Source organism: Shewanella sp. W3-18-1 (assembly GCF_000015185.1).
Classification (GTDB): Bacteria; Pseudomonadota; Gammaproteobacteria; order Enterobacterales; family Shewanellaceae; genus Shewanella; species Shewanella putrefaciens.
Genome location: NC_008750.1, coordinates 1,269,107 through 1,293,700, shown reverse-complemented (window position 1 = coordinate 1,293,700; position 24,594 = coordinate 1,269,107). Strand labels below are relative to the sequence as shown.

The 24,594-nt window shown below is 53.2% G+C and carries 20 protein-coding genes and 5 pseudogenes; 4 read left to right on the top strand and 21 right to left on the bottom strand.

Features of this window, described 5'->3' with window-relative positions:
* From SPUTW3181_RS05910 to SPUTW3181_RS22335, 8 genes are all read right to left on the bottom strand, one after another.
* A complete protein-coding gene (locus SPUTW3181_RS05910; protein WP_011788503.1) occupies positions 1-1,029 on the bottom strand; it encodes a TraU family protein in 1,029 nt (342 codons plus the stop codon).
* Positions 1,013-2,137 carry a TrbC family F-type conjugative pilus assembly protein gene (locus SPUTW3181_RS05905; RefSeq protein ID WP_011788502.1) on the bottom strand — a complete coding sequence of 375 codons (1,125 nt, stop codon included), beginning with the start codon at positions 2,135-2,137 and terminating at the stop codon, positions 1,013-1,015. The genes SPUTW3181_RS05910 and SPUTW3181_RS05905 overlap by 17 nt, the downstream gene beginning before the upstream one ends.
* A 10-nt stretch (positions 2,138-2,147) precedes the next feature.
* The gene (locus tag SPUTW3181_RS05900; RefSeq protein WP_011788501.1) at positions 2,148-2,660 is read right to left on the bottom strand and encodes a S26 family signal peptidase; all 513 of its coding nucleotides are present in this window, start codon (positions 2,658-2,660) and stop codon (positions 2,148-2,150) included.
* On the bottom strand, positions 2,644-2,991 hold the full coding sequence (locus SPUTW3181_RS05895; RefSeq protein ID WP_011788500.1) for a hypothetical protein: 348 nt from the start codon (positions 2,989-2,991) through the stop codon (positions 2,644-2,646). The genes SPUTW3181_RS05900 and SPUTW3181_RS05895 overlap by 17 nt, the downstream gene beginning before the upstream one ends.
* A complete protein-coding gene (gene traC / locus SPUTW3181_RS05890) occupies positions 2,984-5,383 on the bottom strand; it encodes a type IV secretion system protein TraC (protein ID WP_011788499.1) in 2,400 nt (799 codons plus the stop codon). Before traC ends, SPUTW3181_RS05895 begins: the two co-directional genes overlap by 8 nt.
* Positions 5,383-6,075 carry a DsbC family protein gene (locus SPUTW3181_RS05885; protein ID WP_001228924.1) on the bottom strand — a complete coding sequence of 231 codons (693 nt, stop codon included), beginning with the start codon at positions 6,073-6,075 and terminating at the stop codon, positions 5,383-5,385. The genes traC and SPUTW3181_RS05885 overlap by 1 nt, the downstream gene beginning before the upstream one ends.
* A gap of 210 nt (positions 6,076-6,285) precedes the next feature.
* Positions 6,286-6,540 (bottom strand): IS66 family insertion sequence element accessory protein TnpB, encoded by a 255-nt coding sequence (tnpB, locus tag SPUTW3181_RS05880; RefSeq protein ID WP_011788498.1) that lies wholly within the window; start codon positions 6,538-6,540, stop codon positions 6,286-6,288.
* Positions 6,537-6,809, bottom strand: a complete 273-nt coding sequence (locus tag SPUTW3181_RS22335; RefSeq protein ID WP_071979591.1) for a hypothetical protein — start codon at positions 6,807-6,809, stop codon at positions 6,537-6,539. Before SPUTW3181_RS22335 ends, tnpB begins: the two co-directional genes overlap by 4 nt.
* Before the next feature lie 119 nt (positions 6,810-6,928).
* Here SPUTW3181_RS22335 and SPUTW3181_RS05875 point away from each other — a divergent pair.
* Positions 6,929-7,431, top strand: a pseudogene (locus SPUTW3181_RS05875) (IS4 family transposase); the annotation flags it as partial.
* Positions 7,432-7,509: 78 nt separating this feature from the next.
* On the opposite strand, the gene SPUTW3181_RS05870 reads toward SPUTW3181_RS05875, so the two are convergent.
* The 7 genes and pseudogenes from SPUTW3181_RS05870 to SPUTW3181_RS05840 all read right to left on the bottom strand — a co-directional run bounded on the left by SPUTW3181_RS05870 (position 7,510) and on the right by SPUTW3181_RS05840 (position 14,989).
* Entirely contained in the window at positions 7,510-7,701 is a 192-nt protein-coding gene (locus tag SPUTW3181_RS05870; RefSeq protein WP_015066565.1) for a heavy-metal-associated domain-containing protein, read from the bottom strand.
* 97 nt (positions 7,702-7,798) lie between these two features.
* Positions 7,799-8,182 (bottom strand): annotated as a pseudogene (locus SPUTW3181_RS22330) (efflux RND transporter permease subunit).
* Positions 8,173-8,673, bottom strand: a pseudogene (locus SPUTW3181_RS22325) (efflux RND transporter permease subunit). The pseudogenes SPUTW3181_RS22330 and SPUTW3181_RS22325 overlap by 10 nt, the downstream one beginning before the upstream one ends.
* A gap of 16 nt (positions 8,674-8,689) precedes the next feature.
* On the bottom strand, positions 8,690-8,779 hold the full coding sequence (locus SPUTW3181_RS22320; protein WP_122040756.1) for a hypothetical protein: 90 nt from the start codon (positions 8,777-8,779) through the stop codon (positions 8,690-8,692).
* 216 nt (positions 8,780-8,995) lie between these two features.
* On the bottom strand, positions 8,996-10,489 hold the full coding sequence (locus SPUTW3181_RS05850; RefSeq protein ID WP_011788495.1) for an efflux transporter outer membrane subunit: 1,494 nt from the start codon (positions 10,487-10,489) through the stop codon (positions 8,996-8,998).
* A gap of 1 nt (position 10,490) precedes the next feature.
* Positions 10,491-13,682 (bottom strand): efflux RND transporter permease subunit, encoded by a 3,192-nt coding sequence (locus tag SPUTW3181_RS05845; protein WP_011788494.1) that lies wholly within the window; start codon positions 13,680-13,682, stop codon positions 10,491-10,493.
* Entirely contained in the window at positions 13,679-14,989 is a 1,311-nt protein-coding gene (locus tag SPUTW3181_RS05840) for an efflux RND transporter periplasmic adaptor subunit (protein ID WP_011788493.1), read from the bottom strand. The genes SPUTW3181_RS05845 and SPUTW3181_RS05840 overlap by 4 nt, the downstream gene beginning before the upstream one ends.
* Before the next feature lie 205 nt (positions 14,990-15,194).
* Between SPUTW3181_RS05840 and SPUTW3181_RS05830 the strand changes: the two genes are divergently transcribed.
* Positions 15,195-16,345 (top strand): IS3-like element ISShes1 family transposase gene (locus tag SPUTW3181_RS05830; RefSeq protein ID WP_086022277.1). Its coding sequence is split into 2 segments (ribosomal slippage): positions 15,195-15,438 and positions 15,438-16,345, totalling 1,152 coding nucleotides; the frame shifts between segments, so codons are not numbered across the junction.
* A 252-nt stretch (positions 16,346-16,597) separates the two neighbouring features.
* Here the strand turns inward: SPUTW3181_RS05830 and SPUTW3181_RS05825 are convergent.
* The 3 genes and pseudogenes from SPUTW3181_RS05825 to SPUTW3181_RS05815 form a co-directional block, all read right to left on the bottom strand.
* The gene (locus SPUTW3181_RS05825) at positions 16,598-19,252 is read right to left on the bottom strand and encodes a heavy metal translocating P-type ATPase (protein WP_011788492.1); all 2,655 of its coding nucleotides are present in this window, start codon (positions 19,250-19,252) and stop codon (positions 16,598-16,600) included.
* A 506-nt stretch (positions 19,253-19,758) separates the two neighbouring features.
* A pseudogene (locus SPUTW3181_RS05820) lies at positions 19,759-20,127 on the bottom strand (ArsR/SmtB family transcription factor).
* Positions 20,128-20,171: 44 nt separating this feature from the next.
* Positions 20,172-21,200 (bottom strand): cation diffusion facilitator family transporter, encoded by a 1,029-nt coding sequence (locus SPUTW3181_RS05815; protein ID WP_011788490.1) that lies wholly within the window; start codon positions 21,198-21,200, stop codon positions 20,172-20,174.
* A gap of 345 nt (positions 21,201-21,545) precedes the next feature.
* Here SPUTW3181_RS05815 and SPUTW3181_RS21540 point away from each other — a divergent pair, with 345 nt between their 5' ends.
* Positions 21,546-22,244, top strand: a complete 699-nt coding sequence (locus SPUTW3181_RS21540) for an FAD-dependent oxidoreductase (protein WP_015066563.1) — start codon at positions 21,546-21,548, stop codon at positions 22,242-22,244.
* Positions 22,156-22,524, top strand: coding sequence for a hypothetical protein (locus SPUTW3181_RS22100; protein ID WP_223420022.1), 369 nt, complete (start codon positions 22,156-22,158; stop codon positions 22,522-22,524). The genes SPUTW3181_RS21540 and SPUTW3181_RS22100 overlap by 89 nt, the downstream gene beginning before the upstream one ends.
* Positions 22,525-22,564: 40 nt before the next feature.
* On the opposite strand, the gene SPUTW3181_RS05805 is transcribed toward SPUTW3181_RS22100, so the two are convergent.
* The 3 genes and pseudogenes from SPUTW3181_RS05805 to cueR all read right to left on the bottom strand — a co-directional run bounded on the left by SPUTW3181_RS05805 (position 22,565) and on the right by cueR (position 24,106).
* Positions 22,565-22,918 (bottom strand): ArsR/SmtB family transcription factor, encoded by a 354-nt coding sequence (locus SPUTW3181_RS05805; RefSeq protein ID WP_011788489.1) that lies wholly within the window; start codon positions 22,916-22,918, stop codon positions 22,565-22,567.
* A 370-nt stretch (positions 22,919-23,288) separates the two neighbouring features.
* Positions 23,289-23,497: pseudogene (locus tag SPUTW3181_RS21840) on the bottom strand (IS4 family transposase); the annotation flags it as partial.
* Between the two features lie 183 nt (positions 23,498-23,680).
* Positions 23,681-24,106, bottom strand: coding sequence for a Cu(I)-responsive transcriptional regulator (gene cueR / locus SPUTW3181_RS05800; protein WP_011788488.1), 426 nt, complete (start codon positions 24,104-24,106; stop codon positions 23,681-23,683).
* Positions 24,107-24,594: the final 488 nt, after the last annotated feature.

The window sequence follows — 24,594 nt, the reverse complement described above, 5'->3', positions numbered from 1 at the left end:
TTAACCTCCCGAGTTACAGCAGTCTTGCCAGCGCCACAAAATGTAGAGCGCATCTTCACCGGCACCGGGGATCGTTCGCCACTCTCCCCATTTCATGGTGCTTTCACCGATGACATGCGCACTTTCAGTTTCCGGTACAGGGAAGAACATACTCATCTTGTATTGGGATTTCGGCAGCATGGGTTCGATAACAGGTCGGCATAGCGCACTGTTCCCCATTGTTCGCCTTGCAAGACCACGCCTGTGTTGAGCCGCGATTGCTCGCGCTGCTAAATGGCTGGTGTTTTCTGCTAATGAGCCAAAGGCTAAGGTGTGGCCAGATAAGGGATAGAGATGGCCCCAACTGCCAGCACACCAAAACAACTGATCGATGGGTTTACCAAGCGTTGATGAAGCAGCGTCAGCGGTACAAGCAGATATAGCCAATGGATTGGCAACGGCAGCAGCTTCAGGCTGAGTAAAAAAGGCCAGTTCATCGTTCATCCATGTGGGGTCCAATTCGGACAAATACATCAAGTCAAAGTCCATGTAACCATCGGCATTGCAATTGCCATCCATGAACAAATCGAGCATGACCAAAAGCGGAAAGGCGTAATAATGGTAATGGTAGAAAGCGAGATCACCGGTATCGTATTCACCCTCGCCATGACCACCTTGCAGCCGCCTATCACCTAACGGTAAACGAATCCCTCCCAGGGAAGGCGAGCAACCCGGCGTTCTGACCAGTTCAATTAAACGCGCTGGCTCCCACATGCTGGTAACAATACCTGGCCTTGGCACGCCTAAGTTATCTTCACATAAGCAAAATGACTTGTTTGATGCGCCGCTTGGGACACTGCCAGAGCCAAGAGGAAGACCCGCAACTCGGATAGGAAAAATGCATGACCAGCAAACATCCGTCAGCAACTTACCCGACAATAAACCCGCGTCTGGGCAGGTCAGTTCGGCTTTTGCAGGAATAGATGCGCCAAGGACAAACATGACAATGAGAGTCCGCAACAGACGATACGTATTATTGAGCTTTTTCATGAACAAGCTCCTTTGCTGGAATTTCTTCTATTTCAAACGCGAGCCCCTTTGCTTGAACAAACGACGGGGTGACTTGCAAATCAAAGCGCTGCTTTAGCGAGCCATTGAGAAGGTAAACCGGACTGTCCAATGTCTTTTCGAGCGCATTGAGGCGATTCCAGCCTTGGGCACGGTCGAGCTGCGTGGTGATAAGCGTAATGCGGCGCAGTGTCCTATCTTGCGTCTCAAGCCAATGCGCTACTGCGTCCACTTCTTCAGCGTTCGACGCATTAAACACCACAAGCTGCTGAGTAAACGGCAAGGCTTTTAGCGGGTTAATACGCGTTCCTGCTGGGATCAATGTTCGGCCACTGGCATCCAATAGTGACCGCTGCATGACGATGGTTGGATCAACCATTCTTATCCGATACTGCGTGGCTTTGGGTAACTCAGTGAAAGTTTGGCGAGACCAGAATCGCTCAATGGCTTTTTTCTTTAACGCGCCCAAGTCAATCGACTGTAAACGCTGCATCGCCACTTGCATCAAATCCGGTTCTAAAATGGAATGAATAGGACCGCGTTGACCCAATGAACCGGTATTGCCTTTTTCAATTTGACGCTGCAACCAGTCCTTGCTGTAAACCCCTAGTGCACTTGCAGTCACCTTGTCATCTTCTATGCGGAAAATGGCAGGCACGCTAGTCACCCGCCAGTGCACAAAGGCTTTCGGATCGATTCGAACCTGAGGAACAGGATCAAGTCCCACCATCAGCGTATGCCAATCACGGATAGCCGCCCCCAAGTTCTTTCCTTCAGGAATTCCCCGAAACAACACAATAGCGCCGGTAGCACTGGCCTCTTTAAATAGCTGCTTCAGTGAGGAATCTCCCAGTGAGGACGACGCAAATATCAACCATTCATCGTTGTTTTTGAGCGACGCAGGTTGTTCAATCGGTGAAAAAGGCTCGATAAATTCAGATGAACCATCCACAGCACTTTGTAAAATGCTGCGGCTCATTTCGACGATCTTTTTGTCCTCGTCAGACAACGGATAAGGCTCTTGTGCCCAGGACACTTGAACCCAAGCCAATGGCGCAACCAACAAAAATAAGAGGTATAGTCTTCTCATCTTCCACCTCCTACCAAAGCGGCCAAGCGCGACCGACAATCTGCTCGCGCTTAACGGCATTCCAATAGCGGGAGTCGAAACTCGTTGCGGCCTCGCCGGAAAACCAATATTCGTTTTCTTGCAGCATCAATGAACGGCTAAATTCTGTTTCAGCCACACCAAGACGCTGGGCTAATGCCATGCCGGTAGAGACTTCAGCACCGTTCACCAGCACATGCTCAGGCGTCACCTTGACTTCATCCCCTGGCATCCCTGTTAGGCGTTTAAGCATACGAGTACCGTCGTTATATAACGGAGCAAGTCCTTTTGAGTGGAAGGCATACAAACCATCCTTAACGGGCTCTTTATTCCATAGGTCAATCAGATACACCGTGGTATCAGGCAGGCAGCGCTCTTGCTGGGTATCAATACCTATTCGGTAGCGCATCATGGCGTAGGTGCCTACCAAGGCCATGATTAACGCAAGAGCGGCCAACCGGATGAGATATGGCCGCCAAGGCATTCTTTTACGGAGTATCTGCATGAGACACCTCCTTTGAGCCTACTGGCACAAATATGGAATCATCAGCACCCACCACCGCTTGGGCATCCAGCACGATAAAACCGGCTGCTTTTAGCTTTTCAATTTGCTGATTGGTCTGAAGCAACCTGGATTCGATGTCTTGTTCGCTGGCATTGGGGCCCAGTGACAGCACCGCCTCCCCAAAATCCACGACTGCAATGGGCGTACTTAACGCCAACTGGCTGTGGATAGGTTCGAGTGTTTTCATTAAGAGCCAGCTGGTCATTAAACCGCTGCCTGCAATAGACAAAGTAATAGAGGCCATAAATGGCCAAAGCGTGGACTTATTCATAGCCTCGCTCCTTTAACAACTGGGAGATGGCATCAGCAACAGAAAGGCCTTTACGCGTTAACTGCTTAATCGCGTTTACATCTTCTGCACGGGACGAGTACAACAGCTTGTGAAACGGATCGACGATGAGGCGGCCAATCCCGGTGCCCATCTCGGTAATAAAGAAAATTTCGGAATAGACACCAGTGACGGTATGAACGGTTTTCAGGTATTCATAACCGCCTTCACCGAGTGGCAAGCGGCCTTCTTTTTTGAGCGCGTTGATGGTTTCAGCTTTTTGGCCAAGCAGGTACATATTGGCCGAGTTTTCAGCGATGGCTTTACCTGTAGGGCTGTCGTATAAATCGTTGACCGACTGCGTTACCGTTACAGCACTGCCGCCATATTTTCGAAATCGACGGTAACCCGTCTCGATAAACTTACCGACATCACCTTGAGTCAGCAGATCCCAGGCTTCGTCAATGAACACAATCTTGCGACGATCCCGCTCACCTAAGTACATCTCTTGTTGGATTTGGTAGATAAGCTGAAGCAACACCACTTGTTGTAGGTGCTTGCGCCCCTTGAGCTCTTCTAACTCCAGAACAGTGAAACGGTTTTTGAAACGAATATTGTTGTGACCATTAAAGAAACGGCCATATTCGCCCTGTGTCGTAAACGGATAGAGCTGCTCACCCACGTCTTGCACACGACGGTCTTCATGATTTTTTAAGGCCTCAGCCACATCATCAACCAACATGGCACGACCTTTTTTCTCCCAAAGTTCACGGGTCTGACGCTTTAGGTTGGCCATCTGAAAATCAGTTAATGACTGCGTAGGTGCGGCCATTGCAGCCAATAGCCCAACCAGCACATCCGCTTCTTCGTCATAGTCCTCAACAATTTCAAACGGATTCAAGCAAATGCCACTGTCCCGCCCGAACTGTAAGAACTCACCGTCATAGACTTCACACAGCTTTTCATAAGAGCGGCCAACATCAATCACCCAGCATTGGCCGCCTTCAGATAAGTAGGAGGAGATGATTTCGTTCACCAGGAATGACTTACCCGACCCCGATTGCGCCGCGATGCAACAGTTGTAATTACTGCCCGAGTCATAAAGGGACACACTCATGATCTGGCCATTACGGGAAACAAAGTTAATCACTGGCGTGCCCGTGCCTTTCCAATCCGCAAACAAAGGCAACAGAGGGATCACATGCCGTGTCGCCATGGTCTTGAATCGAAACAAGTCGTTCATCGCCTGGCGGTCGGCACCAAATGGCAGGGCATTCAGAAAAATGGGCAAACAGAAGTACTTGTCTTCCATCAGCTCAAATCCGAGTTCTTTGAAATAAGTTCGAGCATTTGAAACAGAGCTGATGGACGCTTCTTCCGTTTGGGAAAACAGCGTTAAGGTCATGTTTGCCCGAATAGGACGATCACCTTCTTGCAAGGCTTCAAAAAGAACATCAAATCCCTTTTTCTTGGCTGCAAGCACCGGCACAAACTTGAGCATCGGGCCATAGGCCTGATTGACCGCCCATTGACGCTTCGTCTCTAAACGAGATCGCATGGCCTCGGCTGAAGGAAAGTGAATGGTGACATTCAGCAAAAAGCTGCCGCGTAAACCGCGACTGCCCGTCATCATATCGCCCGCAAAACTTGCGGCATGACCAAACCAGATCCGCTCAGGCAAGCGCTTAAACGATAAGGTTTTAACTCGGTAATCGCCCAGCATCAGACCTTGGCTATCCACCTTGATAGCTCGGTCATAATCCAACACTTGCTCTCGAAGTGGTTTATCTGCCTCACTGCGGATTGGAGATGGATTGCGCCAAGAAGCATCTTTTCCCCAGTTAAGTTGCGAACTTAATGCCGCGAGCCAATTTCGGTCAGTCATCTCAGTGACGCGAAAACCAACCGTTGCCAGCGCTTGCGAGAAAGAAGCCCGAATCGCGGATGCTCGACTCAACTCACGCTCCGTCGGTATAGGACTTTCCAAAGGCAATTTGCAGGTGACGATCAGTTGAAAGTTGCGTACCTGAGTCTGGGTCGATTCTTCTATCGGTTGAACCGTGCCCCCATCGAGGAAATCCGCACGTTTGCGTATCGACGCCCTGAGCAATGGATCGGATTGACGATGCCGTAAGCCCATCATGCGTTGAAGGTCGGTTTGAATATCAGGCGAGGCGTACAGGCCAAATTGCAGCAAAGTGTCTTTTGGCCAGTCGTTGTTGAGTAGAACATTAACCCTATCTGCAACAGACTCATCACCACCCGGCAATGGGTCACATAGAAAACCAAAGCCAACACTCTGGTCTTCCATGAAAAACAGTTGCTCATCGTCTGAATAGGCCAATACTGGCAACAGCTCTGAAGCGCGTTGCCCTGAATACAGAGAGGCTTTCATTAACGCCCCTCCAACCAAGCAGAAAGATCATAAGGACGGCCTCGACTGATGCGACCATCATTGGCGACGATGAAAGGCACACCTTGAATGCCCAGGATTTGAGCCGTCACCAAGGTACGCTGCATTGGCTCTAAGTTGCAGGCATCATCCTGTTCTAGGTTACCAATCCGGCCATTGAGCAATGCATCGGTGGCCGCTTTCTTGTCACGCGCACAGCCAAGCTGGCGAACCTGACGCTCTGAATCAGGACCAAGCACTGGCACAGGGAGTATTTGGAAGGTGTATTCTTTGGTTAGCGGTAAAGCTTGTTTCAAAAGCTCATGGCAGTGCGGGCATCGTGGATCAACAAAGACCACCACTTTCTTTTTGCCTTCGCCCAGCGTCAGTGGGTTCAAATCATCCATTTTTAAGCCAAGACGACTTAAGTCCAGCGTGTTCCCCGCTTCACGAATTTCTTCAAGACTGGTAAGCGGCTTTTTGGACCAGGCATCATAGAGCGTGCCATCAATGACGAACCGGCCACTGTCTGACATGAAAACAATACGGCCATTGCTTTCGACCGCTTTCATACCCGTGACAGGTAAAGAAACCATGCCGTCAATTTTGCCAACGGGCGACACTTCAGACACAGGTTCAGCTTGAACCAATGGAGACAGCGCAAGCGCCAGAATAATTGGAGATAGTTTTCGCATGAGGAGTCCTCGTTAATGTAAATCGAGGCTCCAGTCTATGCAGTTGTCCTATGTGGACTCGGTTAGATAGATTGAAGAATTGAATACCTTACTAAATAGCTGCTCCGAAGTGTAGATCACCTGCGAAGGTGAACTCAGTGTTGAATGAGCGATCAGATAAGTCTCCAAACCGCACTTTACAGAAGCACTTGGTGGTTTTGAAACCGCCCCCTACAGGTAGATTTCGAGAGGCCTTCTCTCATCAGAAATACAGATCCAAAAGGTATTAACCTTTTGTTCGTGGCACACGCCAGCACAACACTTTGATTTTATCGCGCTGTTTTTGGTGAACAGGAATAATGCGCCACTTACTAACGGTAAATCGGTGTCACTTTCGATAATCGCGGCAAGGCCGTTGATGGACTTTCTAAAATCGACACTTTCACGATACAGATAAATCTCTAGTGAGCTCAGCATGCCTTTCATGATAGCGCACCGATGAGTTCAGCCAGGTTACTTACTGGCGTGCATTGGGGATTGCGCAGTTCGATATCATTGACGAAGAGTGTCATGTTGGCGGTTGCCACTTGGGCCTGATACTGAGTTATCTTTTCAACGACTTCTGCTCTAACAAAACCTTGAGATGCGCCAGTGTTGTTGAGTTGCTGGCGCTTGGCAGAGAACGTTGAGGGATTGAGTTGATTGAGCTTACAAAATGTGAGTGTTGATAATGAACTCGATTCAGATTGCTTGATTAGCGTTTGCCATTATTGGTTGGTGCATCGTTTGCCATTTTAAATCTCCTTATGGTTGGAGACTTGATCTTATTCTGCGTGTTAGGTGATTAGAATGCGCGGTTTATGAGGCGCTTACGCTCGATTTGCAAGTTCGTCGAGGAAAGCAGATATTCAGAGTAATAAGGCTCTGTTTTGCCGGAGAAATACGATTTTGCATCTGGCTTATCAACCTCCCGCGGGAAACCTACTAAGCGGATGATGTTATGGCAATCTATCGTTGTCGCTGGCAGGTGAAGTTGCGATTCAAAGAGTTGAAATCCCATACAAACTTGCAGAAATTTATGGCGGCACAGAAAGCGATTGTAGATGGTTTGGTATGGTCAAGCCTGCTCGCTCTGATCATTCGGCGAAGCGTCTTTCTTCAAATCATGCCATCAGTCTAGCTATTCAAGGCCGCCAAAAATGTGGAAATTTGGCTGTTGCCGATCTTGAAAGCATCAGCCAGCACGCATGGTCAGAAATAGCGGAGAGGATAGATTGGGCGACCCGTTATATAACGAAGAACGCCCAAAAAGCCCAACAGTCAAAAGACAAACAAAACATCACGTTAGATGGGATACTGCATGGGCTTAATTCTTAAGGTCCAGTCTATGAATGAATGCCCTGAATGCGAAATTTAAAGTTGCCTCATTCAGGAGGCAACCGTAAAAGGAAAATACTAATCCCGAGGAGGGAAGCCTGCTTCAATTAGAGCATAGGAGACCTTTTCAACTGATAATGAAGTTTTTACCGTCACCTTACGAGTCGGAGGATCAGTTAAAACTGTAGCCTCTGGGTCTATATCCTTAATTGCTTTAGTTACCGTCCGGGCGCAGCCCCCACATGTCATATTTTCTAAATGAAATTGCATTTATATACCTCCAGTTTGGTTTGAGTACTTCTGATTGTAGGGCTTTCCACTGTTGTAAGGTCAAGGTCTAAACTCATTTCACTCTGATATCTTTTCACTAAAGATTGACTATACTTTCTGCGTTTTTTCTTAATGACAGATTTCTTACTATAACGTAAAACACCGGCGTAAGTAGTAATCCAAAGAAGGTTACACCAAGCATACCGGCAAACACTGCAATACCCATGGCGTGACGCATTTCTGCTCCAGCACCACTAGCTAGTACAAGAGATATCACACCAGCAATAAATACAAGAGAAGTCATCAAAATAGGACGCAAACGTAAGTACGCTGCCTCGAGTACGGCCCCAAGCGGTGATCGTCACTAATTCTCCTGAGTCCTTGCAAAATCAACGATTAAAATGGCATTTTTTGCGGCCAGCCCGACTAAAACAACGAAGCCAATTTGAGTATAGATGTTATTATCACCGTTTAGATCCATATACCGCCAATTGCAGAAAGGAGTGCCATTGGTGCAATAAGCAGCACAGCAAATGGAAGCGACCAACTGTTGTACTGAGCGGCAAGAATCAAGAATGCAAAGAATACCGCCAATGGGAAAATATACAGTGCGGAATTGCCCGCTAATTTTTCCTGATAGGTCAGATCAGTCCATTCGTACGCCATACCTTCAGGTAGATTTTCCTTAACTATTTTCTCAATAGCATCTGTAGCCTGACCAAAAGAATATCCTGATGCAGTACCTCCCGTAATATCAGCGGATGGATAGCCGTTGTATCTCATAACGCGATCAGGATCTGAAGTTAGTTTGATATTGATCAATACTTATAAAGGGATCATATCACCAGCAGAATTCCTGACTTTCAATAATCCAATATCGTCTGCCTGCATACGGAATGGGGCATCAGCTTGAGTTATTACACGGTAGGTACGGCCAAATCCATTAAAATCATTGACGTAAAGCGATCCCAAATTTACCTGTAATACATCAAAAATGTCGGTCAAAGCTACCCCCTGAGATAGTCCGGATCTGCTCCAGACTGATACCTAATACTTTGCAACTTAGTATAAGCTGCAACCGCTCAACTTGCTCCTGCCTTTATTGCCTTTAGTTGTTGCTATAACGATCAGGAGCAGGTAAAAGACCCTGAGCCTCGTAGAACCCAGGGAGTCCTCGTTAGCTTTGCAAGCTCGCCGGTTTTCATACTCATCTACACACGCATGGAGGCGACTGCCACCATGCGTCATTTCTTGGTACGAATATCCAATACCAGTGCCAGTAGGGAAAAACTAACTATCGACTCGCTTGCGCCACACCACTTGGTGTGCTCTCTGTCCACCCGCCTCCCAGAGCCTTGTAGAGCGCGATAAGGTTGCTCAACCGAGCCAGACGCGTACGCACCAACGTCTGCTGCGCGCTGTACAGCGTACGCTGCGCGTCAAGCAAGGTGAGGTTATCGTCCACACCTTCCCTGAAACGTTGCTCGGCCAGGTCATACATGCCCTGACTAGCAGCAACCAGGAATTGCTCTGAACGAATCTGCTCATCAAGTGTTCGCTTGCCGGCAAGGCCATCAGCCACTTCACTAAAAGCAACTTGAATGGACTTCTCGTAGTTGGCGATCTCGATGCGCTTTTTTACGTGCGCCACATCCAGATTGGCGCGCAACGCGCCACCCCGGAAAATAGGCACCGTAATCTGCGGCAAGAAGCTCCAGGCGCGCGAACCCGATTCGAAGAGCCCATCAAGCGATGCGCTTGCCGTCCCCGCCGAACCCGTCAAGCTGATGGTGGGGAAGAAAGCGGCTCGCGCTGCTCCGATACTGGCGTTGGCACCCAGAAGTACCTGCTCGGCCGCGCGCACATCCGGTCGGCGCACGAGCAACTCAGAAGGTAGGCCACTGGGCAGTTCGGTCGGCACGATGCCATCCGGCAGCACTATGGCTTTGTCAAGTTGCTGCGACAGCTCAAGCGTCAGCGGCTGGCCGAGCAGTAGCACTAGCGCGTTTCGGTCTTTGGCCGTTTGACGTGTGTAGTCCGCGAAGTTGGCCTCGGCTGTACGCAGTACAATTTCCGAGCGGCGCACGTCAAGTTGCGTGGCATTGCCAGCCTCGAACAGTTGGGCAGTAAGTTCATGCGAACGCTTTTGCGTGCCGAGCGTCTCGCCTGTTAACTGCAGTAACTCCTGGTCAGCCCGCAACGTGAGATAGGCGTTAGCAACCTCAGAGATCAAACTCATCTGCGTCGCTATGCGAGTCTCGTCCATAGCCAAGTAGGAAGCCAGCGCTTGGTTGCTGAGGCTGCGGATACGGCCCCAGACGTCCAGTTCCCAGGCAGCGGTCACCCCAGCAACCTCGTAACGACGCACGACGTCGGCAGCGCCGGTGTTGCTGAGATCGGCTGGCAGTCGTTCTGCGGCCCCTCTGCCGGATACCCCCAAGTTCGGGAGCACCTCAGCGCGCTGAATGCGGTACAGTGCCTGCGCCGCCTCAACGTTGAGCGCAGCTTTGCGCATGTCGCGGTTGCTCTCCAGCGCGATACCGATCAATTGTTGCAACAGCGGGTCGCGGAAGAAATCTCGCCAGCCGATATCGGCCGCGTCCGTGACTGGGGCCTCTGGCGTCGCTTTCGCCGGTTCTGCATAGGCCGCGCCCGAAGGATATACTATATCAATCGGCGCTGGCGGCCGATCGTACTTGGGTGCCATGGAACAACCGGCTAACGCTATCGCGAAAGCTACCGGTGCCAAGCTCTTGGCAGGTTGTGTGAGTGCGAAAGGTTTCTTCATCTCAAAATTCCTCCTGGCCGTTATGCTTGTCGCTCATACCGACGCGGGCTTGACTGGCTTCACGACGCAACGCCAGCTTGCGCACTACGACGTAGAACACCGGCGTGAGCACCAGACCGAATGCCGTCACGCCCAACATGCCGGCGAACACAGCGATACCCATTGCGTGACGCATCTCGGCACCCGCTCCACTCGCGAGCACCAGCGGTATCACGCCAGCGATAAAAGCCAGTGACGTCATCAGAATCGGGCGCAGCCGCAGCCGCGCCGCTTCAAGCACGGCCGCCAACGGATCGACACCTTCACTCTCCTTGGCACGGGCAAACTCCACGATCAGAATTGCATTCTTGGCTGCCAGGCCTACGAGCACCACGAAGCCAATTTGCGTGAAGATATTGTTGTCGCCGCCCGTAAGCCAAACACCGGCGATCGCCGAAAGCAACGCCATGGGCGCGATCAACAGAACAGCGAATGGAAGCGACCAACTGTTGTACTGAGCTGCCAGGAACAAGAATGCCAACAGCACTGCCAACGCAAAAATGTAGATGGAGGTGTTGCCAACCCGCTTTTCTTGGAACGTCAAGTCAGTCCATTCGTAGGTCATGCCGTCCGGCAGCGATTCGCTCACGATCTTCTCGATCGCGGCAGTAGCCTGGCCAGACGAATAGCCCGGTGCTGGTCCGCCGCTGATGTCAGCTGATGGGAACCCGTTGTAGTGCATCACTCGATCGGGACCGGAGCTACGTGAGATCGTCGCGATCGCGCTCAACGGGATCATGTCCCCCGAAGCGTTCCGCACCTTCAGCATGCCAATGTCTTCAGCCTGCATACGGAACTTCGCATCGGCCTGCGTCATCACTCGGTAAGTTCGGCCAAATCGATTGAAGTCATTGACATAAAGCGAGCCCAGATTGATCTGCAGCGTGTCAAAAACTTCGGTCAGCGACACACCTTGCGACTTGGCCTTTACGCGGTCGATGTCCACCTGCAACTGTGGAGCATTGGCCTGGAAGCTGGCCAACATGTTGGCCAGCTCAGGCGCTTGCATGGCTTTGCCCATGATCTGACCTTGGGCCTGTGCAAGTGCGTCTGGCCCCAGGCCCGCACGGTCTTCGATCTGCAACTTGAAGCCGCCCATTGAACCCAGGCCAGGCACCGGTGGCGGAGGAAAAATCCCGACGAAGCCGTCCGGTATTTGACTGAATTTGCCCATGAGCCTGCCTTGAATGGCGAACGCCGACAACGACGGGTCCTTTCGTTCGTTGAAGGGCTTGAGCATGGCGAACACCAGCGCGGTGTTGGGCTGATTCACTGGGCCGTTGAAGGAGAAGCCGGGGAATGCCATCACGCTTTCGACGCCAGGCTCGGCAAGCGCGATCTTGCTCATTTCCTTGACAACCGCGTCGGTGCGGTCCAGCGAGGCACCAGTCGGAAGCTGGGCGATGCCCACGAGGTAATACTTGTCCTGTGCGGGCACAAAGCCGGCAGGTACCTTATGAAAGCCCAGCCACGTCAACCCCAGGAAACCGACATAGAGCAGCAGCACCACAGCACTTCCGCGAACTGCGCGGCGCACGCCTCCGACATAAGCATTCGAGGCGCTGTCAAAGAAGCGGTTGAAGCGGCGGAAGAAGCCACCAAACAGGCCGTCGATGAGGCGCGTGACTCGATCGGGCTGGGCCGCGCCATGATGCGGCTTGAGCAGGATGGCGGCCAGCGCGGGCGACAGTGTGAGCGAATTGATCGCCGATAGGATGGTCGAGAACGCGATGGTCAGCGCGAACTGGCGATAGAACTCGCCTTGCAGCCCAGACAGGAACGCCGAGGGAATGAAGACCGCCGCCAGCACCGAGGTGATGGCCAGGATCGGGCCAGTAACCTCGTCCATGGCTTTGAGCGCTGCGTCCTTGGGCGACTCGCCAAGTGCCATGTGGCGCTCCACGTTTTCTACCACGACGATGGCGTCGTCCACAACAATGCCGATTGAGAGTACGAGGCCGAACAATGACAGTGTGTTCAACGAGAAGCCGAACATGTGCATTACGGCGAAGGTGCCGACCAGCGAGACCGGCACGGCGATCAGCGGGATGATCGACGCTCTCCAGGATTGCAGGAACAGCACCACCACGATCACCACCAGCAGAATCGCCTCTAGCAGCGTGACCGCTACAGACTGAAGCGAGGCCCGCACGAAGACCGTAGGATCGTAGGCGATCTTGTACTCGATGCCCTCTGGAAAGCTTGCTTGTAGACGATCCATCGTCGCGCGTACCGCGCTAGACACATCTAGTGCATTGGAGCCAGGCGTCATCAGGATCTGAATGCCAACCGTGTTGCCGCCATCAAGTTGGGCGCGCATGGTGTAGTTCTCCGCACCTAACTCCACACGTGCCACGTCGCGCAAGCGTGTAACCTGGCCGTGGGTGCCAGCCTTGATGACGATATCGCCGAATTGCTCTTCGGTGGTGAGACGCCCGAGTGCGTTGACGGTGACCTGAAAGGCAGACGAGGCGTTAGGCTGCTGACCGATAGAGCCGGCCGCAACCTGCACGTTCTGCTCCCGAATGGCGGCGACCACATCGCTAGCGGTCATGCCACGAGACGCAACCTTTTCGGGGTCGAGCCAGACCCGCATCGCGTACTCACCCTCACCACCAAGCAACACGTTGGCGATGCCCGGCAGGCGTGCCAGTTCGTCACGGACGTTGAGCATCGCGTAGTTGGACACATACAGCGGGTCGTAACGATCCCCTGGCGATAGCATGTTCACAACCATCAGGATGTCGGGCGCGGTCTTCTCAGTCACAACGCCGATGCGTTGGACCTCGGGTGGCAACCGGGGTAGCGCACGCGACACCCGGTTCTGCACCTGGATTTGCGCGATATCGGCGTTGATGTGTTGCTCGAAAGAGATGGTGAGCACCATCTTTCCGTCCGTGGACATCTGGGACTGCATGTACATCATGCCTTCCACGCCGTTGATGGCTTGCTCTAGCGGCGATGCCACGGTGTCGGCAATCACTTGCGGATTGGCGCCGGGATAGCTCGCCGTGACCTGTACCGTTGGGGGGGTAACCTGAGGGTACTCGCTCAGTGGCAACTGGAAGTAGCTGATCGCGCCCGCGATCAGCATCAGCACCGAAAGGACGATTGCGAAGATAGGGCGGTTGATGAAGAAACGGGGGAAATTCATTTGCGAGCCTCCGCTGAGCCAGCTGCGCTGTCAGCCTTGACCTGATCGGCCCCAGCCGCCCCAGCGGCCTTGGCAGACTCCGCAGGGACTGCCGGGGCACTAGCCGCAGTCTTAGTCGCGTCGGGAGCGCCGGCGGCCGGTGCTGCCGGCCCCTGCATGGGCACCATGCGCGGCGTGACAGTCATACCAGGTCGTACGAGGCCTTTGATTATGATTTTTTCGCCACCCTGCAGGCCACCGTTTATAACGCGCAGACCGTCGACTACGGGACCCAGCTCAATCGGACGATACTGAGCTTGGTTGTTTTCACCCACGACCAGAACATAGTTTCGGCCTTGATCGGTGCCAACCGCTTGGTCGTCGATGAGGACGGCCTGCCGAGAGCTTGCGGTGGAGAGCTTGGCCCTCGCAAACAGCCCAGGCGTCAGCCGTCCATCAGGGTTGGGGACGACCGCGCGAGCGCGGATCGTGCCGGTACTTCTATCAATCGCATTGCCGACGAAGTCGAGCACGCCCTTGTACGGAAAGTTTCTGTCAGTGCTCAAGCCTACTTGAACGGGCAACGAAGCATGAGTCCCTGAACCAGGTCTCGAGCGGCTCACCACATTGACGTAGGTTGCCTCATCGATGTCGAAATAGACGTGCACAGGATCGATGGACACGATCGTGGTAAGTAGCGTGGCTGCTCCTGCACCGCCGCCGCTGACCAGGTTGCCCTCGGTCACCAGCACTCGGTCCACGCGCCCGGCAATTGGTGCCGATACCCGCGCGTAGGACAGGTCGAGCTGCGCCGCTGCGACTGTGGCCTTTGCCGCCTGTACCTGCGCCTGACGCGCATTGCGTGCGGAGACTGCATCGTCATAGGTCTTCCGAGACAGGGCGCCAGTGGCAACAAGCCGCTCGGCACGATCAAAGTCGGCCTGAGCCTGACTGGACAGCACCTCAGCCTGCCGCAACTGCGCCGTGGCGGTGTCGAGCGCGACTTGGAAAGGCCGTGGGTCAATCTGGAACAACAATTGCCCCTTGCGTACCAGACTTCCCTCGGGCACGCTCACCGCGTCGACGGCCCCCCCCACACGCGAGCGCAACTCGACCACCTTCGGTGCGGCCAAAAAGCCGGTGAACTCAGTTGACGGCGTGATTGTGCGCGTGATGGCCTCAGCCACAGGCACCTGCGGTGCCATCGGTGCGCCAGCTGGTGGTGCTGCTGGTTTACTTTCATCCTTGCCATCTCGGGCAGCCACCGCTATCCCCCCGACGGCCGCGATGACGCTAGCTACCAAAATGATCCTGATTTTTTTATGCATGGAAGTTACCTTTTTTATTACGGGGCTTCGGTCCATCCGAAGCGGTTCGCATATGTTTCTAAAGGCTAGCCCTTACAACCACGTCAAGGTCAAGCCTTTTTCGATGACCATGACGAGCATGGGACTGGACTACAAGCTCTGGATGATCTGATCCAATACTTTTGGACACCACGCTAAGTGAGTAAAATGACTTAACGAGGTGAATATGACAACCCAAAAGACCCGCAAGACTCACACTGCTGAATTTAAAGCAGAAGCCCTTAAACTAGCCGAACGTGTCGGTGTTGCTGAAGCGGCTAGGCAACTCAAAATCTACGAATCACAACTTTATAACTGGCGCTCTGCCATTGAAAAGAAATCGACAACCAGCCAACGCGAAGCAGAACTTGCTGCTGAAGTTGCCAAGTTAAAACGCCAGTTAGCTGACCAAGCCGAGGATTTAGCCATCCTAAAAAAGGCGGCCACCTACTTCGCGAAGAATCAAAAGTAAACCGATTCGAATTTATGCTCGAACACCAGCACCAGTTCCGCCTAAAACCAATGGCGGCGGTGCTTGGCGTGACGCGAAGTGGGTATTATGCCTGGCGAAAATCAAGCAAAGAACCGAGTGCGCGCTTGCTCAAACAGCACAGCCGTGATGAGCAAATCAAAGCTTTTTTTGTCCAGAGCAAAGAGCGCTCAGGCGCTCGGCGTATTCAAGCCGACCTCGCGGAGGATGGGGAATGCGCTGATCTGAAAACCATTATGAACAGCATGACAAGGCAGAATTTAGTGGCTAAAGCTGCGCGTAAATTCAAAACCACAACCGATAGCGATCACCAGCTTCCGGTAGCGCCAAACCTATTGGAGCAGAACTTCGATACCACTGGCCCGAACCAAAAATGGGTCGGTGATATCACGTATCTGATGACAAGCGAAGGCTGGCTGTATCTGGCGGTGATTATTGATTTGTACTCGCGAGCTGTGATTGGCTGGTCAATGAATAATCGTATGACGGCTCAGTTGGCTTGTGATGCACTGACTATGGCATTGTTCCGCCGTGGGTTCCCGAAAAATGTAATTGTTCACAGCGACCGCGGTAGCCAATATTGTTCACATGCCTATCGAAATCTGATTGAAAAACATCAACTTACCCAAAGTATGAGCCGCAAAGCCTGCTGCTGGGACAATGCCTGTGCAGAGAGCTTCTTCCATTCACTGAAGGTTGAGGCGATTCAGTACGAGCCAATCATGGACCGGGAAACCATGCGACAGACCGTTTTTGAATACATAGAAGTTGATTACAACAAAACCAGAAGGCATAGTTCACTTGGCTATTTAAGCCCTGAGAATTTTGAACTGAAACACAGTGCTTAGTTAAGTGTCCAGAGTTAGCGGATCAGATCAGGAACCTTCCGGCCTCCCGGTGAACGCATGAGATGCAGTTACGGCCGAAAGGGACGCATCTGAGCCCATTATCCACGTCCGATCATCCCATCTATTTAAACTCGTTGTTCTAAAGGCATTCGTTTATCGCCTAACATCGATGTTTTCGGAGATCGATTTACAGATGAAGATATGGAAGGGCTTGGCGCCGCAACAACGGCAGTTCAAGCCCTCTGCAATACCTCAATGGGCATCCTGTACGGACACAGAGCTTTGATGACCTCCGTTCTGGCCATCGGCTGGCTCTTGGGCACCCTTAAAGCGGAGTAGGCGCAGCGCATTGAGCGTGACCAAAGCGGTGGCACCGGTGTCGGCCAGCACAGCAACCCAAAGGCCAGTGATACCCAGCACACTGGTGACTAGGAACAGGCCCTTGAGGCCAATGGCGAACACTACGTTCTGGTGGATGTTGGCCATCGTCGCGCGGGACAGCGCCACCAGGTGCGCAACGTCCGTGACGCGGCTCTTGAGCAGAGCAGCGTCTGCGGTCTCTAGGGCCACGTCGGTGCCGCCGCCCATGGCGATCCCTACATCGGCGGTCGCCAAGGCCGGCGCGTCGTTGATGCCGTCGCCGACCATCGCCACCTTCGCGTCGCGCTTCAAGTCGTTGACCAGGCGCAACTTGTCTTGCGGAAGCAACTCACTCTCCCACTCGATATCCAGCTTGCCGGCGATGGCCTGCGCAGTTCTCCGATTGTCACCGGTGAGCATGACCGAGCGCACACCCATCGCCTTGAGCTGGGCCACGCCTTCGCGGGCGTCACGGCGAGGTTCGTCACGCAAGGCCAACAGGCCCATGACATTCTTGCTTGCTTCGTCGAACAGAACCACCACCGTCTTGCCACCATCTTCCAGCTTGGCGATTTCCTGCTGGTGCGCGAGGGTCAGCGTGGCCATCTGCCCTGCATGGACGGGCGATCCCACGGCTAGCTTGCTGCCGTTCACGGTAGCGCGAACTGCCTTGCCCGGGATAGCGAATGCTTCGGTGGCTTGTGGAACCTCCACATCGAGGCTCTTGGCGTGGGCAACGATTGCCTTCGCCAACGGGTGATTCGATCCAGACTCGACGGCGGCGGCGAGCGCCAGTACCTGTTGCTGCTTGGATTGCCCGAAAGGCACGACTTCAGTGATGCGCGGCTTGCCCTCTGTCAGCGTGCCAGTCTTATCGAAGGCGACTGTGCGAACGCGACCAATGGTTTCCAAGGCGTTGCCACCTTTAATCAGCAAACCTCGGCGAGTAGCAACAGCCAGTCCCGAGGCAATGGCCGCCGGCGTTGACAAAACCAAGGCGCACGGGCACGCGATTAGCAGCAAAGCAAGACCACGGTACAGCCAAGTGCCCCAATCACCACCCATGGTAAGCGGGGGAACCACGACGATCAGCGCCGCGATGGCCATCACGGCCGGGGTGTAGTAACGGCTGAACTTTTCGATGAAGCGTGCCGTCGGCGCCTTGGAGGATTGAGCTTGCTCGACGAGCTGGATGATGCGCGAGATGGTGTTGTCCGATGCAGCCTTCTCAACCAGAACTTCAAGCACACCGTCGACGTTGATCGAGCCGGCAAATACGTCATCGCCACCGGCCTTTTGACGCGGCACGGACTCCCCTGTGATCGGAGATTCATCGAGACTGCTTTCGCCGCGGAAGATCTTGCCGTCAGCGGGCACTCGATCACCCGGGCGCACCAAAACCCGGTCGTTCACGCTCAGGGAGGCAGCGGGCACTTCGCGCTGCCCACCATTGGCGTCGAGCAAGACAGCAGTTTTAGGCACCAGAGAAGCCAGCGCTTTAATGCCGGCGCGGGCGCGGCCAGCGGCCACACTTTCAAGCAGCTCGCCGACCGCGAACAGGAACACCACAGCAGCGGCCTCCTCGGCCTCGCCAATCACGAGCGCGCCCAGCGAGGCGACAACCATCAGTGTTTCGATGGAGAACGGGGAGCCAGATATGGCCAGCGCGAAGGCTTTGCGCGCGAACGGGAGTACGCCAGCGATCACGGCAGCGGCGAAGATCCATTCCGCATAGCCGGGGATAAATTGAGCAACTGCATAGGCCGAGCCCATGAGAGCTGCTAGGCCCTGCACATGCTTACCCTTCTTCGTCTGCCACCAGCGTTGAGTGATAGCTGAGGGCACGCGGGCAGGCGCGGCAGGCGAGGATCCATCAAGGCGGCGCACGTCGGAGACGCCGAAACCCAGGCTTTTGATGGTCTTCTCGATGTCGCCAATATGTGTAGGACTTCCAGACGCGAGCGTCAGCTCAAGCGTTTCTGCCGTGAAGTTGATGCGGGCATCTGATACGCCCGCCATGCGAGCAAGAGCCGTTTCAATCTTGCCAACGCAGCTCGCGCAGTCCATGCCTTCCACGTGCATCGAAACGTTGGGTGGGTTACCAGGGGGCTCGCGGCGAGCGTGTGAGGTGTGATCATGTCCACTGCAGGAGCCGTGTTCATGCCCGCCGTTTGTCTTTTGCGTGTGGCCGTGCCCATGATCACCGCCGCAAGCGTGACCATCCTTGTGATCTTCGCTGTGGTCATGTGCATGGACCGATTGGCGCGATACGGCCGCAATCGAGAGCGACGACACTGGCAGTTCTTCCACACCGAACCCCAAAGTTTTGATTTTCTTAGCTACATCGCGAGCAGTGAAGCGGCTTTTCAGATTGCGAGTCAACGTCAGCGTTTCACTAGAAAAATTGACTTGCACGTCCGTCAGCCCATCCATTCGGGAAAGGGCCTTCTCGATTTTGCCGACGCAGCTCGCGCAATCCATGCCCTCCACACGGAAGCTCAGCTGCTCCCTAGCCTTGTCCTGGTACTCCGTTATTTCCCTTGTCATATCTACCTCCAAGTTCTCTGAACACTTTGCAAGTTAGGTTCGCCGCACGCCGCACATACTGCTTAAATATAACAAACACATGAACATACATCCATGTGTTAATCATTAAAAAAGAAGGCTGTTGTCCTTCTGTTTACGATCGTCTGTGGTTGTGGCGTGCGGCGTGCGGCGCACGTGCTTACAGTTTCGACACATTTTCAAAATGCAGATTGAATTTTAGCACACATATGAAGATATGTTCAATTATTTAATTCATGAAGTTAGCATGGTTAATTTCTACGCTCACGATGGGGGGGAGTGAAAGCTGGCGTCGGCTGATGAGGCCCAGGGGATTGAGTGCGGTCAGATTCATACAACCGTCACCCAAACATCACGCATGGGCGAAGTCGCGCTTACTCAGGACTGGGATGGCGCATTACAGTTGCTGACGGGCTGGCACCTCTCTTGCGCAATCGCGAAAATGCCCAGCAAAAAGTAGGCATCTTTGCGTTCGACGCAATTCGCAATCATTCCTCAGAGAAGTGACAGACCATGTCCTGAAACACTTGACTGATGTGCTCATCCGCGATGCCGTAGAAGATATGTTTCGCCTGACGTTATCCACGCACAAGTCGAGCTCCACGCAGGAGCCGCAGATGATGACTGACCAAGAATTGGGATAGATCGAGCGTTTCTGCGATGTCGCCCACCGCGACTGATCCGCGCATGCACTGTAGCAGGATCTTCAGGCGCGATTGATCTCCTAACAGGAGAAAAGTCTCAGCGAGAACAGCGACGTCACTATGAGAGAGCGCCAAGAGCTCTGGGGCCGAACGCTGAGCATTGGTGGCGCAATTCTGAGCATTGTCGCCATTGGCGTGTTTTCGAGAAGTCATGGATTTCTTGTCCCTGAGCTGCCAGCACTACGCTGGCTGCAGCATCAGTGTTGATGACCCGGGACGGAATGGTCGTGCTTATGACCCTTTTCATGGCTGTGGCTAGTGTCATGCTCATGTGGGGTGTGCCCTTGCGGCCCACCTGTCGGCTGCAAGCTGCAAAGGTTCTTTTCACCAGGAGAGTTCCATTCGATCCCGACCGTCACGTGCTCGATGCCAAATTGCTCTCGAAGCACCACCTCTACGCACTTGACCACGGTGCGCGCTTCCTCAGCCACACTAGGGCGAACGTGCAGCGTGGCCATCGTGCGACCAGAGGTAAGCTGCCATACATGCACATGACTGACGGCCGCCAAGCCAGGCACCGCGCCCATCAGGCCTTGTTCCACCTGCTCCGGAGAAGCGTCCTCGGGCGCACCTTCGAGCAAAATGTGGATCGATTTCGCCAGGAGCTTCCAGGCGCTGCGCAGGATCAGGGCTGCCACCAGCACCGACAGGATGGGGTCAATTGGCGTCCAACCAATGAGATAGATGACCACTGCAGCGACGATGGCACCGACCGAGCCCAGCAGGTCGCCCATCACGTGCAGGATGGCCCCCTTCACGTTGACGTGATCGGTCTCTCCGCGGGTCATGATCCACAACACCAGAACGTTTACCAACAATCCAAGCACGGCGACGATCATCATCGGGCCGGCAAGGATGGCGGGCGGAGCTTGCAGTCGCTCCCATGCTTCATAGGCGATCCATGCCACGATCACAAAGAGCGTCACAGCGTTCAGGAAGCCGGCGATGACCTCGAACCGAAGGTAGCCAAAGGTGCGCTTGCTGTCAGCTGGTCGGCGCCCGAACCGGAATGCCGCGTATGCCAGAGCCAGCGCTGCTGCATCGGTCAGCATGTGGCCCGCATCGGCCAGAAGGGCCAGCGAGCCCGACAGCACGCCGCCGACAGCCTCCACGATCATGAAGCCGAAGATCAGGAAGAAGGACAGCAAGACCTTGCGTTCGTTAGCGCCGGTCACTTTTGGAGTGTGGTCATGGTCGTGACCATGTTCATCGTGCGATTGGGACATCAGGGCCTCGCGCAGAAATTAGGTGGTTGACTGTACGTAAAATATAATACATGAACATATGTTTATGCAATGTATTTTTAGCAAACCATACTAAGGACTGCGAAAGATGAGTGGCGGCGATGCGGCTATTTAGTACGCCTATCCTCTTGGCCACACCCTGTGCAGGTCGTCCACAATCAGGTCGTGATGATGTTGGCCCAGATCCAAGTGCTGACGCAGATAGAGGATGACCCGCCGGAAGGTTCGGATGGTCGTGAGCCAGATCGGACGGGGCGCTGGCTGGCCAAAACCGCAGCGCGAGCACCACGCAGGAAAGCGCCTGAAAACATCTAGGAGATTTCAATCATGGACACGAACTTCGACGTCATCGTCATCGTCATCGTCATTGGCGCCGGGCCTGGTGGCGACATCGCAGCGATTCGCGCCGAGCAGTTAGGCATGAATGTCGCCTGCGTCGATGCCTGGAAAACCAAGGAAGGCAAGCCTACCCAAGACGGTACATGCAACAACATCGGGTGCATCCCGTCAAAGGCGCTGCTGCAGTCGTCCAAAAACTTAGACCAAGCCAAGCACCACTTCGGCGCGCTCGGCATCATGTCCACGGGCGAGCTACGCATGGACGTGGCTGTGATGCTGGAGCGCAAGAATCAGGTCGTGAAGTCGAGCAACGAAGGCAAACTCTATCTGTTCCGAAAAAACAAGGTGCAGTTCTTAAACGGTCTGGCGTTTATGACTCGGGCCGCCGTCGGCCTTGAACTGGATGGGCGCGGAGCCGTCGTGGTGAACGGCGAATGGCGCACCAGCGTGCCCAGTATCTGGGCCATCGCCGATGTGGTGCGCGGCCTGATGCTAGCGCACATGGCAGAGGAAGAAGGTGTCGCTGTGGTCGAGCGCAGAAGGTGTCGCTGTGGTCGAGCGCATTGCAGGCCATCGCGGTCATGTCGATTTCAACACGATCCCCAACGTCATCTACACCAGCCCGGAAATCGCCTGGGTAGGTCGCACCGAGCAGCAGCTCAAATACGCGGGCGCAGCATATCGTAGCTGTACATTTCCGTTCATGGCTAACGGTCGCGCGCGTGCATTGAGCGAGACAGCGGGTCTCGTCAAGGTGATCGCAAATCCTACGACAGACGAAATCCTCGGCGTACATGTAGTCGGCCCGCAGATCAGCGAACTTGTGGCTGAGGCGGTCATCGCGATGGCATTCAATAAGGCCTCACTTGCGGTCGATAAGCGCGCTGAACTTCTGATTGATCAGAATTGGACCCGCATTCATCTCATTGAGTGTAGCCGCGGGCGGTCATACGGCCCCAGCTTGTAATAGATCGCAATCCGCATCGCAACGAGCGCTTCGCCCGCGGCTAATCGTCGTTGTGCTCTTCGACGATGTGAGTGGACATGTCCAGCAGCACTTGGTTCACATGCTTGTCGTCCACCTCATAGAAAATTTGCTTGGCCTGGCGCACCCCCTTCACAAGGCGGGCTCCACGCAGCAGCCGCAGGTGGTGACTGACCAGCGACTGCGAAAGCTCGAGGGATTCCGCGATGTCCCCAACCGAGGAGGAACCCTTCATGCAGCACAGCATTATTCTCAACCGAGACGGGTCGCCCAGTAGGCGGAAGGTCTCGGCCAGGATCGTAACGTCATTCTGTGACAAAGAAGCCAGATCGTCGCTTGCACCGCGGGGCGCGTTAACTTGTTTGCGTAAAGTCATTTCTCAAAAATTCCAACTCTCGAACAGCTACTCATGCCGTTCAGAATTAACGAGGCTGCGATAATTTGATCGCACTCGCCGACAAAGATCAGGAGACAGCCTGCGAGCCAAGGCGCGCCGCGTCTATGCGCAGCGAAATCGTCCAAACCAGCAGCGCTCAAAATAGGGCTTAACCTTACAACATAGTAACCCTCAAGTACCCTGTATGTCTAATTTCAATTTTGAGAAGACACCTTGAGCATGCCATTAACAAGTGCTGGTCGTGCCACCGTAGCAGCGATCAGCCTGCCCATCGAGGGCATGACCTGCACGAGCTGCATCGTCCGAATCGAGTGCGCCCTGACCAAGGTGCCTGTCTCTTGATCACATCTCATTGATCAAGAGACTTGGCTAACAGGTAACCTTCAAGGATGGTTTGTGGTAAAACTATCCTTCCCATAACCGCTCCCTGCCGACTCGTCCCGTCCTTTTTGAATCAAACCAACCCACTAATTTTCCGAGACTTATACAAACCCAATAAACACTTGGAGTTCGCTTCGGTACTTTTTTCTTTTCGACTTTTGACCACAGCAGCTTCCAATCACTCACAAACTTACTTGTTAGCACTGATTAAATAAAGTTGACTTTAATCATATGAATTTTAATAAATTAAAAATCAGGCCGCATGCGACCTCATCCTGACGACAAAGGTCTAGCTTTCGAGCTAAACTGCGTATTCCCACCCATGGCGATCACCTAATAACATTGAAGGGAGTCGAAAGTTTAAGGGCAGCTTTCTATGTCCTGCAGATGGGAAGTATCCGCGAGGTAGAGAGCCTTCAGTATTGGGCAGTCGGGTTTTTCATTTCCCGCGCAGCAAGCAGAGAGTGTGGTAAGAATTGATGCCATACGTTGAAATTCTTCAATTTTTAAGGTTAAATCATTAATATGAGATTCAACTATACTTTTAACATCTGCACTCTGACGCGAATGATTTCCCCAAAGAGAAAGTAACTCTCCTGCCTGTGACAGAGAAAAACCGAGATCTCGACATCGACGTATAAAATGTAACTTATAAACATCGGCATCTTTGTAGATCCGATAACCAGCCTCTGTTCTGGAGACTGATGGTATTAGCCCAACCTCCTCATAGTAACGAATCATTTTCGCCGAAACTCCCGATAAGCGGGCTGCATCACCAATGTTCATCTTCACCTCCCAAATGATTTTTACTAATACTGTAGTTAGCTTTAAGTAACATAGTTTCGGGTAACATTTATTGAAGGAAATTTCCTAATCCATTGAACCAAGTAACCATTAACCTGTTCCCAAAAATCTCACCAGCCCCCACCTAACTTCAGGTTAAACCTTCCCCTAACCGGAAGGTCAAGAGAAGTCGATAGATTTTTTGTATGATATTAAAATCTTGATCGTTTAGATTTCCCACATGGTTTAATAATAAATAATTCTTAAAGTTCAAAAATAAATGCCGACTTAATTCATCTGACTCCACTGATCATCTAGTGTTCAAAAAATTATCTACCCATTGAACCATTGCTTTAACCAAATCATCATCATATGCGATGTGCTGACCATGGCGCTGTTCTGGCGAGGGCAGCCTCAAGGTGTCATCGTTCATACTGATAGTTGGACCATTGCAGTTTTGAGAGTCAAATTCATTTATTGAACGTCAACTA

What these genes read in the sequence shown, in the direction of transcription:
- SPUTW3181_RS05910 (WP_011788503.1), bottom strand. Translation starts at nt 1,029, where the DNA reads ATGAAAAAGCTCAATAATACGTATCGTCTGTTGCGGACTCTCATTGTC.
- SPUTW3181_RS05905 (WP_011788502.1), bottom strand. Translation starts at nt 2,137, where the DNA reads ATGAGAAGACTATACCTCTTATTTTTGTTGGTTGCGCCATTGGCTTGG.
- SPUTW3181_RS05900 (WP_011788501.1), bottom strand. Translation starts at nt 2,660, where the DNA reads ATGCAGATACTCCGTAAAAGAATGCCTTGGCGGCCATATCTCATCCGG.
- SPUTW3181_RS05895 (WP_011788500.1), bottom strand. Translation starts at nt 2,991, where the DNA reads ATGAATAAGTCCACGCTTTGGCCATTTATGGCCTCTATTACTTTGTCT.
- traC (WP_011788499.1), bottom strand. Translation starts at nt 5,383, where the DNA reads ATGAAAGCCTCTCTGTATTCAGGGCAACGCGCTTCAGAGCTGTTGCCA.
- SPUTW3181_RS05885 (WP_001228924.1), bottom strand. Translation starts at nt 6,075, where the DNA reads ATGCGAAAACTATCTCCAATTATTCTGGCGCTTGCGCTGTCTCCATTG.
- tnpB (WP_011788498.1), bottom strand. Translation starts at nt 6,540, where the DNA reads ATGAAAGGCATGCTGAGCTCACTAGAGATTTATCTGTATCGTGAAAGT.
- SPUTW3181_RS05870 (WP_015066565.1), bottom strand. Translation starts at nt 7,701, where the DNA reads ATGCAATTTCATTTAGAAAATATGACATGTGGGGGCTGCGCCCGGACG.
- SPUTW3181_RS05850 (WP_011788495.1), bottom strand. Translation starts at nt 10,489, where the DNA reads ATGAAGAAACCTTTCGCACTCACACAACCTGCCAAGAGCTTGGCACCG.
- SPUTW3181_RS05845 (WP_011788494.1), bottom strand. Translation starts at nt 13,682, where the DNA reads ATGAATTTCCCCCGTTTCTTCATCAACCGCCCTATCTTCGCAATCGTC.
- SPUTW3181_RS05840 (WP_011788493.1), bottom strand. Translation starts at nt 14,989, where the DNA reads ATGCATAAAAAAATCAGGATCATTTTGGTAGCTAGCGTCATCGCGGCC.
- SPUTW3181_RS05825 (WP_011788492.1), bottom strand. Translation starts at nt 19,252, where the DNA reads ATGACAAGGGAAATAACGGAGTACCAGGACAAGGCTAGGGAGCAGCTG.
- SPUTW3181_RS05815 (WP_011788490.1), bottom strand. Translation starts at nt 21,200, where the DNA reads ATGTCCCAATCGCACGATGAACATGGTCACGACCATGACCACACTCCA.
- SPUTW3181_RS21540 (WP_015066563.1), top strand. Translation starts at nt 21,546, where the DNA reads ATGGACACGAACTTCGACGTCATCGTCATCGTCATCGTCATTGGCGCC.
- SPUTW3181_RS05805 (WP_011788489.1), bottom strand. Translation starts at nt 22,918, where the DNA reads ATGACTTTACGCAAACAAGTTAACGCGCCCCGCGGTGCAAGCGACGAT.
- cueR (WP_011788488.1), bottom strand. Translation starts at nt 24,106, where the DNA reads ATGAACATTGGTGATGCAGCCCGCTTATCGGGAGTTTCGGCGAAAATG.